We start from the raw sequence: 14,681 nt of genomic DNA on the forward strand, positions 1-14,681 counted from the left end.
CATTAATGTTTACTATCTGTTTGTTTTTAAGTGTTTTTTGTCTATTTTGTAATGCGCTTCCAGCCAGTTGACAGAACTACAAATGTTCTGCACGATTAGCCACGAAGTTTCAGTGAACTGGCATTTTGTTCTTCGCAGCGTTTTTGCTGCTGGTAATAGAGTGACAGTCACCATAAAACAGAGTTCCAAGAAGGAACTCATAATGACTAAATAGAAAAGGCAGTGGATTAACCATGAAAAAGACTATTCTAGCAATGGCAGTACCAGCTCTGCTGGCTGCTGGCTCAGCATCAGCAAGCATCAACCTGTATGACGCAGAAGGCGTTAAAGTAGACGCGTCTGGTGCCGCTGAAGTTCAGTACATCCAAGACATCGGTAACAACCAAGACGGCAAATGGCGTCTTGACGATGGTGATTTTGCTATCAATACCGAAGTTGCTGTTTCAGACAAACTGACAGCAATTGCTGCGATGGCATTTGAGTTTGAAATGGCTGGTGGCGCTGACGGTGCTGATACTGGCGAATATCGTTCAAACGTAGAAAACGATGAGCTATATGTTGGCTTTAAAGGTGACTGGGGTCAGTTTACTGCCGGTCGTCAATATTTGCTGATGGATGATTCTGGTATCACTAAAGATTACGAGCTATCAGTAAACAGCTTCGGTGTTGATATCGAACAAGCTACTCAAGTTGGTAAGTATGTTTACGATAATGGTACTGTTTACGGTGCTGCAACCTACACTGACTTCAGCGACGGTTTTGACGACGATTCTGCAGAGGCAGTTGCAGATGGTTACGGTGCTGGCGATGATCTACGTATCTATGAAGCACGTTTGGGTTATCGTTTCGCGGACGTTGACGCACGTGTTTACTATCAGCGTGTAGATAACATTGGTCGTAACACTGACACTGCCGGTAACATCATCAGCGATGAGCTTAACCAAGATGCTTACAACTTCGAAATCGAATATGCGGGCATCGAAAACGTAGGAATCGCTGCATCAATTGGTCGTACGTCTGTCGACGGGCTAAACAAGGCTAATAAGGTAGTAGATACTGAAACCGACTACATGTCTATCGCTGCTGACTACACCATGGGCAAAACGACCTTTGCTGTTGGTTACGACAACAAAGATATTGACGGTGAGAGCTCAGATCTTAACGGTTACTACGCTAACGTGACTTATGCACTGCACAGCAACGCGCACGTGTACGCAGAAGTTGGCGACAGTGACGGTGATGACCAAGACTTTGGTTACGTAGCAGGTATGGAAGTTAAGTTCTAATTGAACTTACACCATTCTTGCTAAATGTAGCATTGGTTACAAAAGCCGCCTTAGGGCGGCTTTTTTATTATCACGGTTTGGAGTAGAGATGAAAAAAGTAGTAGGTATGGGCTTGGTGCTCAGCACTCTCATGGCATCGAGTGTGGTTAATGCGGCAGAAATTACTTCAGCACGTAATATTGAGTTTGCGGTGGTTGATGGCAAGGAAATTAGTTTTGAAAACTGGGCGCCGCAGCAGACGATTGAGCTAGATAACGGTACCCATCAATTAGTGATGCGCTTTGACGGCGAAGTAAAGCGGGGCAGTAAAGAGGTGATCTTTACCTCCCGCCCGTATCTGTTTGAGCTTGAGGTCGATGACCGCAATGCCACCATCAATATTGACTCGAAATTGCGGGTAAAAAGCCAAGCGACCAGCTACTTTGACGGCAACCCGCAATGGCAAGCCGAGTTCGATAACGGTGATGTGATGCCTTTAGATGCCGTCGAGTTAAAAGGGGATGGCTTTGCCGCCTATGCCGACATGGAAGCGCTGGTGGCGGAGTATAACCGTGAGAATGGTATCATTATCGACCAAGGTGAAAGCAAAAACCTCAACGATGTATTGGTCGAGGTGGACGATCAAGGTAAAGCCTCTATTAAAGGTGATGCCTTGTCGCAGTTAAAGCTTTGGTATACCAAAGCCAGTGACCAAGAGCGTAAGTCGTTCCGTCGTTGGATTATTGACCAAGATTAAGCGCCTCAGGATGATGTGTGATCGTTGGTCTTTAAATAGTCAATAAAAAACGCGCCCAGCTGATGCTGGGCGCGTTCCGTTTAAGCCACGATGAGACAAGCGAAAGTCAACCTCGCGATCACACGGTTTTACGTGCTCCTGCTGTGGCTCGGCGAGTGGCTGGATCGTGATGATAATAATTTGACGCACGGCACTGTGGGCAGCGCTGCTCGGCGGCGTCTTTAATTAAATCATCCAGTGGGATTTCACTTTCACAATCGGCACACAAGCCATAAATCTCCAAATCCATGGCACATAAAGCCGCATCGACTTTTTCTAAACGCTCACCGAGGCATCGGATGGCGCCAGGTACGCCTTGGCTTTCTTTAATCAGATCCGAAATGGTGAGGTTCTCGCAATGCTTGTCCCAGTCTTCACGCAATCGCGTGGTTAATGTTGCTACTAGCTCAGTGCGTTCGCGGTTAAGTTCACGCCCCAGCTGAGCAAGGGTTGTTTTATCCATGGTCAGTTCGCTTGATTGGCTAAAATGACTTTTATCATGACGCAGTCACACAAGTTGTTACCCTGATGTAAATCAATGAACCGGCTAAAACCTTACAAAGAGTCCGTTTTTAGCGGTGTTGACCTGAGCTATAGTAGCCGCTCACTGTTGTTATGCTGTTGTGAGTGAAGTAACAAAATGGAACATGATTTTAAAGAGCCTTATAACGTCAAGTACTTCATCGGCTTCCTGCTGGTATTACTGATCCCAACCTTACCTGCTAGTCTCACTTGGCTTGGCATTATTTTTGGCGGCTAATCACCGCCTTATTCACTCGCCGTGCGGCATTCCTTATTCGCCACCCTGTACCTCCATCGTCTCTGCCACTACACTTAGCGTGAGTGAACAAGCGCGACCATCTCGAATCGAAGGGTAATAGAGACTATGCAACAAGCACCGACAGCCGCATGGCGTTGGTTATGGAACGGGTTAGGTTGGTTATGGGTCGCGCTGGGTGCGGCAGGCGCCTTTTTGCCGGTACTCCCGACCACGCCGTTTTTGCTGCTCGCCAGTGGTTGCTTTATGCGAGGCTCTCCTCGTATCGCTAACTGGCTCCACGCTCATCCTACGTTCGGGCCGATATTGACGGACTGGTACCAAAAGCGCGCGATTAGTCGCAAAGTAAAACGACGCGCGACCGTCATGATAGTGGCAAGTTTTAGCTTCTCCATTTATATCGTCGGGGCGATGTGGCTGAAAGCGTTACTGGTTACCTGCCTAATTGTGCTCTTATGCTGGTTTCTCCGCCTACCTGAAACGGAATCTGTTGCTGGTTCGGCCGAAAATTCATAACATGACGGTTTGCGTTTTTTACCGGCGAGAATTGGCCATGAGCACCGACAGCTTGAATGTCATCAAACAAAGTATTCAAACCATCCCAGATTACCCCAAACCTGGCATCTTATTTCGCGATGTCACCAGCTTGATGGAAGACCCTGTTGCCTACCAAGCGACGATTGACGCCTTGGTCGCACAATACCGTGATCATGGGTTTACCAAGGTGATTGGTACCGAGTCACGTGGGTTTTTATTCGGTGCGCCTCTGGCGCTTGCGCTAGGGCTCCCGTTTGTGCCGGTTCGTAAACCTGGCAAATTGCCACGCGCGGTGATCAGCGAGAACTATCAGCTGGAATACGGTGAAGATACCCTGGAAATCCATCGTGATGCGATTGATGAGGGGGATAAAGTACTGGTGATTGATGATCTACTGGCGACAGGCGGCACTATAGAAGCCACCGTGAAGTTGGTGCGCCGTTTAGGTGGTACCGTAGAACACGCCGGCTTTGTGATAAGCTTGCCGGATATCGGCGGGGAAGAAAAACTGGCCGCGCTTGGGATCAACGTTTATAGCTTGTGCGAATTTGCCGGTCATTAATGACAGGCTATGTGCAGGGTATCGCGTTAGCCATAAGCATACAGGAAGCGAATTGACATGAGCTACCAAGTTCTCGCACGTAAGTGGCGACCCCATAATTTTGAGTCTGTGGCTGGTCAAAGTCATGTGCTCACGGCCTTGGCCAATGCGTTGGATCATGACCGCTTGCATCACGCATACTTGTTTAGTGGTACTCGCGGTGTGGGTAAAACCACTATTGCGCGTATTTTTGCCAAAGGGCTTAATTGTGAGCAGGGCGTGTCGTCATCGCCATGTGGACAGTGCGCAACCTGCCGTGAGATCGACGAGGGCCGGTACGTTGACTTGCTGGAGATTGATGCCGCTTCTCGTACCAAGGTAGAAGACACGCGAGAGCTGCTCGATAACGTCCAGTACAAGCCTGCACGTGGCCGTTATAAGGTGTACCTGATTGATGAGGTACACATGCTGTCGCGCCACAGCTTTAATGCCTTGTTAAAAACGTTAGAAGAGCCGCCCGAATACGTGAAGTTTTTGCTGGCGACCACGGATCCACAAAAGCTGCCGGTCACCATTTTATCGCGTTGCTTGCAATTTCACCTAAAACACTTTGATGCGAGCCAGATTCAGACGCAGCTAGAGCATATCCTTGGTCAAGAAGGTGTCGAGGCAGAGTCACGTGCCTTGATGCTGCTGTCGCGTGCAGCAGAAGGCAGTATGCGTGATGCCTTGAGCTTAACCGACCAGGCCATCGCGCTCGGAAATGGCCACATCAGCACCCAAGCTGTCGCTGACATGCTGGGGACCTTGAGTACCGATAACGCACTCTTGCTCCTTGAAGCCTTGGCGAATCATGATGCGGTTGAATTGATGAACATGCTGGCGCAGATTGCGCACGTCGGGGTGGAGTGGGATGGTTTACTCAAAGAGTTAGCTAGCCAGCTTCACCATGTAGCGCTTGCCCAAGCACTGCCTCAGACCCATGATGATGACAGCGGGGAGCAAGCACGGATTCACGCCTTGGCCTCGCGGCTTGCGCCACAAGATGTGCAGTTGTGTTACCAAATGGCACTGCAAGGACGGCAAGACCTGCCTTATGCCCCTGATGGGCGGGCCGGTCTAGAAATGGTCTTGCTGCGTATGTTGGCGTTTCAGCCGGTCAAAACCGTGCCGTATGAACCGGCTACTATATCAGTGCCGGCAAGCGATCCCGCTTCTGAGTCAAAGCAGCCGGTAAAAAAAGATCCCTCGCAAGCACTGAACGCGTTGAAAGCGCAGGTCTCATCGGCCAGTGTGGCGTCGCCAAGCCAGTTGCCACCAAGCCATGCGCATGAAGCACAACAGAACCGGCCCATGGGCGATACCCCGGAGAGCAATGACCGAGACACGCCGGAAAGTCCCCAAGATATCAATGACACACGCGCGCCAGCGCCTCAGCAGGCGATGGCAAAGACTAGCGCGGAGGTGCCTAGCGCAGGTGCATCTGGCAGAGGGGCACATGAAGCGAGTGTTTCTGAGCTGAACCAACCAGCAGTCGATGACTCGGCGCCAGATGCCGCGTCATCACTTGCGAATCAGCCGTCTGCCTCTTCGCCTGCCTCTAGCCTTATTCAGGCTCGTAATCAGTTGCGTAGTCGTATGAAACGTCAATCTGAACAATCGGGGAGTGGGGCAAAAAAGACGGAACGGACACCGGCCAAGACTGATGCGTTATCTGTGCTCGATCGCGTAGCGACAGCGGCAGAGAGTGCATCGCCTGTGTCCGCGCCTGAACAAAAGACACCGAGTGTGTCGTTGTCACCCGTGGCTGAACCTGCTAACGGATCGTCAGAGCCTTACCAGTGGCGCTCTACGCAACCTGTGTCACCGGAGCCCGAGACGGTGCCTTCACTGACACCTAAGTCGTTAAAACAGGCGTTAGAACATGAAAAAACGCCCGCCATGCGCGACAAACTGGTACAGGAAACCAACGCACAAGATCCTTGGTGTGCCTTGGCAGACAGTTTAGAGGTAGAGCGCCTGGTTAAACAAATGGCACTGAATGCGGCGATGTCCCAGCAAGGCGAGCGCGTACAGCTCACATTGCGCCCGGATCAATCGCACCTTAATACCGAAAAAGCCCAGCAGCAATTGACTCAGGCCTTGACGACAGCGCTAGGCGCCCCCATAACCTTGGAGGTGCAGCTCGGGGAAGCGGGAATCACACCTTTAGAGCGGCGCGAGCAGCTCTATCAACAAAAATTAGCGCAGGCGACACACAGCCTGCATAATGATCCGAATGTGACTTTTATTCTTCAACGCTTTGCGGCGGAGTTAGAAGAAGACAGCATTCGACCAATTTAAGACACCTAACCAAGAGAGAGAATTATGTTTGGTAAAGGCGGCATGGGTAACATGATGAAGCAGGCGCAGCAAATGCAGGAGCGCATGCAGAAAGTACAAGAAGAAATTGCCAGCATGGAAGTGACGGGCGAAGCGGGCGCAGGCATGGTGAAAGTCACCATGACAGGCAGCCACAGCATCCGTCGTGTCGACATCGACGATAGCCTGATGGAAGATGATAAAGACATGCTGGAAGACTTGATTGCGGCTGCATTCAACGATGCTGCCCGTCGTGTTGAGGAGCAACAAAAAGAGAAAATGGCAGAAGTGACAGGTGGTATGCAGTTACCACCAGGCATGAAAATGCCATTTTAATCTATGCGCACCAGCCAGTTACTTGAACAACTGATGGACTCGCTGCGTTGCTTGCCAGGCGTTGGCCCTAAATCAGCGCAGCGGATGGCCTACCACCTATTGCAGAGAAACCGCCAAGGTGGACTGGCTCTCGCGCAAGCGTTGAGCACGGCAATGACAGACATTGGCCACTGCAGCCAATGTCGAACCTTTACCGAGCAAGACGTGTGCGCGATTTGCGATAACCCGAAACGCCAAGAAACCGGGTTGATTTGTGTGGTTGAAAGCCCAGCAGATATTGCGGCCGTCGAGGCTACCGGCCAGTACTCTGGGCGGTACTTTGTCTTGATGGGGCATTTGTCCCCCCTTGATGGCATTGGCCCGGCAGACATTGGCCTTGATGTGTTGGAAAAGCGTTTGCAACACGAACCGATTCAAGAGCTTATCTTAGCGACTAACCCGACGGTGGAAGGCGAGGCCACGGCGCAATACATCGCTGAACTTTGCCAAGAGCACCAAGTGGGTGCCAGCCGAATTGCGCATGGCGTGCCAATGGGAGGCGAGCTTGAACTGGTCGATGGCACCACGCTGTCTCACTCAATTATCGGCCGCCAGCAGTTAAAGTATCGCTAAATTGTTTGACGAGCCCTCAACGGTGGGTGAACCTACTTACTCGGCGATACAGCGCCAACAGCGTGATTGATCCTCAAAAGCCTAGCCTCTGGTTAGGCTTTTCTTTTTCTATTGCCTATCGCTTTAATACTAACTGGCTTTTATTTGACCACCTAGGCCTTGAAAGCGTGTAACAGGATCCCTATATCCAAGAGAACTGAATACGAATTCATTGTAACGTGGGCATCGAGCCCACGTCGCCATTAATCCTCATAGTGTTAGGTAGATTGACATGAGCGTGAAAACCCCAGAAAAACATCAGTTTGGTTCAGATACGTCCAAGTTACTGCAGTTGATGATCCACTCTCTCTACTCAAACAAAGAGATTTTCCTGCGAGAGCTAGTGTCAAACGCGTCAGATGCCGCTGATAAGCTGCGCTTTAAAGCATTGTCAGCCCCTGAGCTTTATGAAAATGACGGTGACCTGCGCGTTCGCCTTTCCTTTGATAGTGACGCCGGTACGTTGACTGTCTCAGACAATGGTATTGGTATGAGCCGTGATGATGTCATCGCCAACCTCGGTACCATTGCCAAATCGGGCACAGAAGAGTTTCTTAAACAGCTTAACGAAGATCAAAGCAAAGACTCGAACCTGATTGGTCAGTTCGGGGTCGGCTTTTACTCTGCCTTTATTGTGGCTGACAAGGTAACTGTACGCACTCGTGCGGCGGGTCTTGCTGCCAACGAGGCAGTGCAGTGGGAGTCAACCGGTGAAGGTGAGTATACCCTAGAGCCTATCAGCAAAGCTGACCGTGGCACTGAGATTACGCTGCACCTTAAAGACGACGAGAAAGAATTCCTCAATGATTGGCGCCTACGTGAGGTGATCGGTAAATACTCCGACCATATCGGTATTCCGGTAGAAATGTGGACGCAAGAGAAAGACGAGGAAGGTAATGAGACTGGCGAAGGTAAGTGGGAACAAGTTAACAAAGCGCAAGCGCTTTGGACCCGCGCTAAGTCAGATATCTCGGCAGACGAATACAAAGAGTTCTATAAGCATGTGTCGCATGACTTTGCCGAACCGCTGACGTGGAGCCACAACCGCGTTGAAGGTAAAAACGACTACACCAGCTTGCTGTATATCCCGTCAAAAGCCCCATGGGACCTTTACAACCGCGAGCACAAACATGGGCTGAAACTCTATGTACAACGCGTCTTTATCATGGATGATGCGTCACAGTTCATGCCAAGCTACTTGCGCTTTGTCCGTGGTTTGATTGACTCTAACGATTTACCGCTTAACGTTTCGCGTGAAATTCTGCAAGACAACAAGATCACGCAGTCACTGCGCGGTGCGTGCACCAAGCGTGTGCTGTCGATGTTAGAAAAGCTGGCTAAAAACGATGCGGAGAAGTATCAGACGTTTTGGCGTGAATTTGGCTTGGTGATGAAAGAAGGGCCGGCGGAAGATTTCAGCAATAAAGAAAAAATTGCTGGCTTGCTGCGCTTTGCATCAACGCATGAAGACAGCGCTGAACAAACCGTCTCCTTGGCCGACTACGTGTCGCGCATGAAAGAAGAGCAAGACAAAATCTACTACATCACCGCGGATAGCTATAATGCGGCGAAACACAGCCCGCACTTGGAGCAGTTTAAAGCCAAAGGCATCGAAGTTATCTTGATGTATGACCGCATTGATGAGTGGTTGATGAGCTACCTGACCGAGTTTGATGGCAAGCAGTTCCAGGCAATCACCAAGGCGGATCTCGACCTGAGCCAATTCGACGATGAAGAGGCAAAAGCAGAGCGTGAAGAAACCGAAAAAGCCTTTGAGTCTGTGATTGAGCGAGTGAAATCACACTTGGGTGATCGCGTTAAAGATGTACGTACCACCTTTAAACTCTCTGGCACGCCGGCGGTGGTGGTGACCGATCAGTTTGAAATGGGCACGCAAATGGCGAAGCTTTTAGAAGCCGCTGGCCAGCAAGCGCCTGATGTGAAGTACATCTTTGAACTGAACCCAGAGCACGCTCTGGTTAAGCGCATGGCAGATGAAAGCGATGAGCAGAAATTCGGTACCTGGGTAGAAATGCTGCTGGGTCAAGCGATGCTGGCAGAGAAAGGCAGTATGGACGATCCGTCAGACTTCTTGGCCTCGGTCAACCAGCTTCTGACTAAGGTATAATCGACAGGCGATTGTCGAGACCACATACTGAATGACTATCGAACAAGCCCGGCCGGATTGCCGGGCTTGATAGCGTTTAGTTAAGCGTGTATGTTTCGTGTCTTTGCGAATATAGACGCAGTTTAACGAAACCTAAATAATCATAAAGGGGATCACTATGCGCATCATTCTGTTGGGTGCACCGGGCGCAGGTAAAGGGACGCAAGCGCAGTTCATCATGGAAAAATACGGGATTCCGCAGATTTCTACCGGTGACATGCTGCGCGCCGCGATTAAAGCGGGCACTGAGCTTGGCAAACAAGCCAAAGCGGTTATTGATGCTGGCGAATTGGTGTCTGATGACATCATTCTTGGCTTGGTTAAAGAGCGTATCTCGCAAGATGATTGTGCCAACGGCTTCTTGCTAGATGGGTTCCCACGCACCATTCCTCAAGCTGATGGACTGAAAGAGATCGGTGTTGCGATCGATTACGTACTCGAATTCGACGTTCCGGATGACGTAATTGTTGAGCGTATGAGTGGTCGCCGTGCTCACCTTGCTTCAGGCCGTACTTATCACGTTGTTTACAACCCACCGAAAGTGGAAGGAAAAGACGATGTGACTGGCGAGGAGCTAGTGGTACGTGATGACGATAAAGAAGAGACAGTACGCGCACGGTTGAATGTGTATCATAACCAAACCGCACCACTGATTGCTTACTACAAAAAAGAAGCAGATGCTGGCAACACCCAGTTTGTGACCTTCGATGGTACACAAGCGGTTGAGCAGGTGAGCGCAGAGATCCAAAAGGTACTCGGCTAAACCAGGCTCAATGTGTCGCGCGTTTACGTGCTGACACAGGTTGTCATCGGTATTGCTGATAGTAGAAACCGGAGCTGACGATTAGTCGCTCCGGTTTTTTTATGGCAAGCTAAGCGCCATTCTCCAAACAATTTAATCAGATACGTTAAATTGGAAAGGTACAACAAAAATACTGGGCTCGTGGCCGAGCCAAAGCCAAGGACAACAAACATGACCGAAAAGCATAACCAAGTTGGCGTACTTCTGGTCAACCTGGGAACCCCAGATGCGCCTACCTCTTCTGCTGTAAAGCGCTTTTTATCTGAGTTTCTTCATGATCATCGGGTGGTCGATTTAACGCGTTGGTTGTGGTGCCCACTGCTTCATGGTGTGATTCTCCCGGTACGCTCTCCCAAGGTGGCGAAGCTCTATCAAAGTGTTTGGATGGATGAGGGTTCACCGCTGATGGTGTATGCCACACGCCAGCGTGATGCCTTAGCCAACAAGTCGGGGCTACCCGTTGCCCTAGGAATGACTTATGGTTCACCGTCGATGACGGATGGTATTGAGCAACTGCAGCAACAAGGCTGCGAAAAGGTCATGGTTTTGCCCTTGTACCCGCAATACTCTGCGACCACCACTGCTGCAGTATTTGATAAAGTCGCCAAATCCCTCAAAGGACGCCCTTTGCTTCCTGAGCTTCGCTTTGTGCACCACTATCACGATCATCCGGCGTATCAATCGGCATTGGCTGACTCCGTTAGACGCCACTGGGATAAACACGGCAAGGGCGATCTCTTACTGTGTTCATACCATGGGATCCCGCAACGCTTTGCCGATAATGGCGACCCGTATCCGCAACATTGCGAACAAACCACGGCGTTGTTGCAGGCGGAACTCGGGCTCCCCGATCAAGCGATCATGATGAGCTACCAATCGCGGTTTGGACGTGAAGAGTGGCTTAAGCCTTACACAGATAAAACATTAGAATCGCTGCCCGCGAAAGGGGTAAAGACTCTTGATATTATGACGCCAGCCTTTTCATCAGACTGCTTGGAAACCTTGGAAGAAATTGCCGGTGAGTGTCGGGATATCTTTTTAGAAGCAGGTGGCGAAGCCTTTCGTTTTATCCCATGCTTAAACGATGACGAGGCGCACATTGAGTTAATGGCGACGCTGGTGGCAGAGCATACGCAAGGGTGGTAGGGCGATAAAATTCGTCCACCAGACGCTATGCAGGCGCAAATTCTGTGGTAGAATTCGCGCCTCCCTTCCATTAGCTAGTTACACGAACCATGAAATTTCCAGGACAACGTAAGTCTAAACACTACTTTCCGGTTCACGCCCGGGACCCTCTGCTTAACCCTGCCAGTGAGCGTGGTTTTAAGCGCCCCCATGTGATTGGTATTGACCAAACTTTGGTGGATATAGAAGCAAAAGTGAGTGATGACTTCCTGGAGCGCTATGGTTTGAGCAAAGGCCACTCGTTAGTGATTGACGATGAGCGTGCTGAAGCCTTGTATCAAGAGCTTAAGGACAACAATTTGGTGACGCATGAATTTGCTGGCGGCACCATTGGCAACACCTTGCACAACTACTCCGCCTTAGCGGATGACCAGTCGATTCTACTTGGCGTGATGAGTCAGGATATCCGCATTGGTAGCTACTCTTATCGCTACTTATGCAACACCTCTAGCCGCATGGATCTCAACTATCTGCAACCTGTCGAAGGTCCGATTGGCCGTTGCTACGCACTGATTGGTGATTGCGGTGAGCGTACTTTTGCCATCAACGAAGGCTTGATGAATCAGCTGCGTCCTGAGTCGATCCCTGAACATATCTTTGAACACGCATCTGCCTTAGTACTGACGGCCTATCTCGTTCGTTGCAAAGACGGTGATCCGATGCCGGAAGCGACCATGCGTGCCATCGAACATGCCAAAAAGCATAACGTCCCTGTGGTGATGACGTTGGGCACCAAGTATGTGATTGAACAAAATCCACAATGGTGGCGTGATTTTCTTGCTGAGCACGTCAGTGTGGTGGCGATGAACGAAGATGAGGGCGAAGCGCTCACGGGTGAAAGTGACCCGCTGCTCGCGGCTGACGCTGCGTTGCAATGGGTGGATATGGTGCTTTGCACCGCTGGCCCGATTGGCCTATACATGGCGGGGTATAGTGAAGATAAAGCCAAACGCGAAACCTCACTGCCTTTATTACCCGGGGCCATTCCCGAATTCAATATGTATGAGTTCAGCCGCCCAATGATCAAAGCCGATTGCGAAAACCCGATTAAGATTTATTCGCACATTGCGCCTTACATGGGTGGACCAGAACGGATCAAAAACACCAATGGTGCGGGTGACGGTGCCCTGTCTGCGTTGCTGCACGATATGTCAGCTAACCGCTATCACCGTGATAACGTGCCAAACTCAAGCAAACATCAGTACCCATTTTTGACTTACTCATCGTTTTCTCAGGTGTGTAAATACGCTAACCGTGTTAGCTATGAGGTGCTGGCGCAGCACTCTCCGCGTTTGTCTCGTGGATTGCCGGAGCGCGAAGATAGTTTGGAAGAGGCTTACTGGGAACGTTAATCTCATTGCCATAAAAGATAAAAAACCGCCAATTGATGTTGGCGGTTTTTTATTATTGGCAGCAGGGCATGGGCTTACTGATACGCTTTTTCGTGTACGTTGCGGACCGCGCGACCTGATGGGTCGGCTTGGTTTTTGAACGATTCATCCCACTCAATTGCTTTGGCACTGGAGCAAGCAATTGATGGGCCACCAGGGACACACTTAGCGGCATCTTCCAGAGGGAAGAGTTCGGCGAAAATCTCACGATACATATACGCTTCTTTGGTGGTCGGCGTGTTGTATGGGAAACGGAACGCGGCGGTTGCCAGTTGTTGGTCGCTGACTTTTTCATCGGCAATGGCTTTCAAGGTGTCAATCCAGCCGTAACCGACGCCATCGCTAAACTGCTCTTTCTGACGCCATGCCACCGACTCTGGCAACAGCTCCCCAAAGCACTCACGAATAATGTGTTTTTCCATTTTGCCATCGCCGCACATTTTATCATCCGGTTTGATTTGCATCGCCACTTCCAAAAATTCTTTATCCAAGAAGGGGACACGCGCTTCAACGCCCCAGGCGGCCATCGATTTGTTCGCGCGGGCGCAATCAAACATGTTGAGCGCGAGCAGTTTGCGAACGGTTTCCTCGTGGAACTCTTGAGCGTTGGGCGCTTTGTGGAAATACAGATAGCCGCCAAATACCTCATCGGCGCCTTCCCCCGATAGCACCATTTTGATCCCCATCGCACGGATTTTACGTGACATCAAATACATGGGGGTTGATGCTCGGATAGTGGTCACATCATAGGTCTCGATGTGATACACCACGTCGCGGATGGCATCCAAGCCTTCTTGAATACTATAGGTAAACTCGTGGTGCACGGTGCCAAGGTGGTCGGCGACTTCTTTGGCGGCTTTCAAATCCGGCGCGCCTTCCAGGCCGATAGCAAACGAGTGCAAACGTGGCCACCAAGCTTGGCTTTGATCGTCATCCTCGATACGGTTGGCGGCATATTGTTTGGTCACTGCGGAAATCACCGATGAATCCAACCCGCCAGATAGCAAAACGCCATACGGCACATCGGTCATCAGTTGACGGTGAACTGCTTTCTCTAGGGCTTCTTTGAGTGCCGCTTTATCCGTGGTGCTGTCTTTTACCCCGTCATATTCCATCCATGCGCGTTTGTAATAACGAACTGGCTCACCTTGTTTACTCCATAAAAAGTGACCCGGAGGAAACTCACTGATGGTTTTACAAATAGGCGTCAGTGCTTTCATTTCCGAAGCAACGTAGTAGTTGCCATGTTCATCGTGCCCATGATAAAGCGGGATAATGCCGATATGATCGCGACCAATTAAATACGCATCCTGCTCCTCATCATACAAAATAAAGGCAAAGATACCGTTGAGATAATCGAGCAATTCTGGCCCTTTCTCTTGATATAGGGCGAGAATGATTTCGCAGTCTGACTCTGTTTGGAACGGATAATCGGCGGCGAATTCAGCGCGGAGCTCTTTGTGATTGTAGATCTCACCGTTGACTGCGAGGGCTTGAGTTTGGTTATGGTTATAAAGTGGCTGTGCCCCACTATTAAGATCGACAATCGCAAGGCGCTCATGAACGAGAATGGCTTTTTCAGACGAATAAATCCCTGACCAGTCAGGGCCTCGGTGACGCATGGTCTTCGACATTTTTAACGCGATTTCCCGCAATTGTTGCGAGTCGGTTTTAATGTCAAGCGCTCCAAAAATTGAACACATAATCTTCCTCTCTGTTTGTGTTATACGGTGTTTTCGCCATGGCATATCTGCGATAAAAGACCACGGGTGGCGACCTGTTAACCACACTCTGCCCTGTGGCAGAGAAAGACACAAGTAGATAAAACAAATTCGTTATCCAAACTGACCTTGTGGTAAATATTATTTAAT

The 14,681-nt window shown here is 50.1% G+C and carries 13 protein-coding genes; 11 read left to right on the top strand and 2 right to left on the bottom strand.

Annotated elements, in window-relative coordinates; all coding sequences use genetic code 11:
• Nucleotides 1-233 precede the first annotated feature (233 nt).
• Nucleotides 234-1,286, top strand: a complete 1,053-nt coding sequence (locus BZG73_RS15460) for a porin (protein ID WP_077668769.1) — start codon at nucleotides 234-236, stop codon at nucleotides 1,284-1,286.
• 88 nt (nucleotides 1,287-1,374) lie between these two features.
• The gene (locus BZG73_RS15465) at nucleotides 1,375-2,022 is read left to right on the top strand and encodes a YccT family protein (RefSeq protein ID WP_077668770.1); all 648 of its coding nucleotides are present in this window, start codon (nucleotides 1,375-1,377) and stop codon (nucleotides 2,020-2,022) included.
• A 118-nt stretch (nucleotides 2,023-2,140) separates the two neighbouring features.
• Here BZG73_RS15465 and BZG73_RS15470 read toward each other — a convergent pair whose 3' ends face one another.
• Complete coding sequence (locus BZG73_RS15470) at nucleotides 2,141-2,524, bottom strand: hypothetical protein (RefSeq protein ID WP_077668771.1); 384 nt, start codon at nucleotides 2,522-2,524, stop codon at nucleotides 2,141-2,143.
• Between the two features lie 423 nt (nucleotides 2,525-2,947).
• Between BZG73_RS15470 and BZG73_RS15475 the strand changes: the two genes are divergently transcribed.
• From BZG73_RS15475 to BZG73_RS15515, 9 genes are all read left to right on the top strand, one after another.
• The gene (locus tag BZG73_RS15475) at nucleotides 2,948-3,355 is read left to right on the top strand and encodes a YbaN family protein (protein WP_046073583.1); all 408 of its coding nucleotides are present in this window, start codon (nucleotides 2,948-2,950) and stop codon (nucleotides 3,353-3,355) included.
• Nucleotides 3,356-3,392: 37 nt separating this feature from the next.
• The gene (gene apt / locus BZG73_RS15480) at nucleotides 3,393-3,938 is read left to right on the top strand and encodes an adenine phosphoribosyltransferase (RefSeq protein WP_077668778.1); all 546 of its coding nucleotides are present in this window, start codon (nucleotides 3,393-3,395) and stop codon (nucleotides 3,936-3,938) included.
• A gap of 57 nt (nucleotides 3,939-3,995) precedes the next feature.
• Nucleotides 3,996-6,260, top strand: coding sequence for a DNA polymerase III subunit gamma/tau (dnaX, locus tag BZG73_RS15485; RefSeq protein ID WP_077668772.1), 2,265 nt, complete (start codon nucleotides 3,996-3,998; stop codon nucleotides 6,258-6,260).
• Nucleotides 6,261-6,284: 24 nt separating this feature from the next.
• Entirely contained in the window at nucleotides 6,285-6,614 is a 330-nt protein-coding gene (locus BZG73_RS15490) for a YbaB/EbfC family nucleoid-associated protein (RefSeq protein WP_046073581.1), read from the top strand.
• Between the two features lie 3 nt (nucleotides 6,615-6,617).
• Entirely contained in the window at nucleotides 6,618-7,226 is a 609-nt protein-coding gene (gene recR / locus BZG73_RS15495; RefSeq protein ID WP_046073580.1) for a recombination mediator RecR, read from the top strand.
• Between the two features lie 271 nt (nucleotides 7,227-7,497).
• Nucleotides 7,498-9,393, top strand: coding sequence for a molecular chaperone HtpG (htpG, locus tag BZG73_RS15500; protein ID WP_077668773.1), 1,896 nt, complete (start codon nucleotides 7,498-7,500; stop codon nucleotides 9,391-9,393).
• A gap of 157 nt (nucleotides 9,394-9,550) precedes the next feature.
• The gene (gene adk / locus BZG73_RS15505; RefSeq protein ID WP_077668774.1) at nucleotides 9,551-10,195 is read left to right on the top strand and encodes an adenylate kinase; all 645 of its coding nucleotides are present in this window, start codon (nucleotides 9,551-9,553) and stop codon (nucleotides 10,193-10,195) included.
• Between the two features lie 210 nt (nucleotides 10,196-10,405).
• Nucleotides 10,406-11,380: a ferrochelatase gene (gene hemH / locus BZG73_RS15510; RefSeq protein ID WP_077668775.1), complete on the top strand. Its 975-nt coding sequence runs from the start codon at nucleotides 10,406-10,408 to the stop codon at nucleotides 11,378-11,380.
• A gap of 89 nt (nucleotides 11,381-11,469) precedes the next feature.
• Nucleotides 11,470-12,771 (top strand): inosine/guanosine kinase, encoded by a 1,302-nt coding sequence (locus BZG73_RS15515; protein ID WP_077668776.1) that lies wholly within the window; start codon nucleotides 11,470-11,472, stop codon nucleotides 12,769-12,771.
• A 74-nt stretch (nucleotides 12,772-12,845) separates the two neighbouring features.
• Here BZG73_RS15515 and asnB read toward each other — a convergent pair whose 3' ends face one another.
• Complete coding sequence (gene asnB, locus BZG73_RS15520; RefSeq protein WP_077668777.1) at nucleotides 12,846-14,513, bottom strand: asparagine synthase B; 1,668 nt, start codon at nucleotides 14,511-14,513, stop codon at nucleotides 12,846-12,848.
• Nucleotides 14,514-14,681: the final 168 nt, after the last annotated feature.

The sequence above is a fragment of the Salinivibrio siamensis genome, from assembly GCF_001996005.1.
GTDB classification, from domain to species: Bacteria; Pseudomonadota; Gammaproteobacteria; order Enterobacterales; family Vibrionaceae; genus Salinivibrio; species Salinivibrio siamensis.

Bases quoted from the DNA above. Each gene is read 5' to 3' on its own strand.
- apt (WP_077668778.1), top strand. From the start codon at position 3,393: ATGAGCACCGACAGCTTGAATGTCATCAAACAAAGTATTCAAACCATC.
- adk (WP_077668774.1), top strand. From the start codon at position 9,551: ATGCGCATCATTCTGTTGGGTGCACCGGGCGCAGGTAAAGGGACGCAA.
- recR (WP_046073580.1), top strand. From the start codon at position 6,618: ATGCGCACCAGCCAGTTACTTGAACAACTGATGGACTCGCTGCGTTGC.
- BZG73_RS15460 (WP_077668769.1), top strand. From the start codon at position 234: ATGAAAAAGACTATTCTAGCAATGGCAGTACCAGCTCTGCTGGCTGCT.
- dnaX (WP_077668772.1), top strand. From the start codon at position 3,996: ATGAGCTACCAAGTTCTCGCACGTAAGTGGCGACCCCATAATTTTGAG.
- BZG73_RS15475 (WP_046073583.1), top strand. From the start codon at position 2,948: ATGCAACAAGCACCGACAGCCGCATGGCGTTGGTTATGGAACGGGTTA.
- hemH (WP_077668775.1), top strand. From the start codon at position 10,406: ATGACCGAAAAGCATAACCAAGTTGGCGTACTTCTGGTCAACCTGGGA.
- BZG73_RS15490 (WP_046073581.1), top strand. From the start codon at position 6,285: ATGTTTGGTAAAGGCGGCATGGGTAACATGATGAAGCAGGCGCAGCAA.
- asnB (WP_077668777.1), bottom strand. From the start codon at position 14,513: ATGTGTTCAATTTTTGGAGCGCTTGACATTAAAACCGACTCGCAACAA.
- BZG73_RS15470 (WP_077668771.1), bottom strand. From the start codon at position 2,524: ATGGATAAAACAACCCTTGCTCAGCTGGGGCGTGAACTTAACCGCGAA.
- htpG (WP_077668773.1), top strand. From the start codon at position 7,498: ATGAGCGTGAAAACCCCAGAAAAACATCAGTTTGGTTCAGATACGTCC.
- BZG73_RS15515 (WP_077668776.1), top strand. From the start codon at position 11,470: ATGAAATTTCCAGGACAACGTAAGTCTAAACACTACTTTCCGGTTCAC.
- BZG73_RS15465 (WP_077668770.1), top strand. From the start codon at position 1,375: ATGAAAAAAGTAGTAGGTATGGGCTTGGTGCTCAGCACTCTCATGGCA.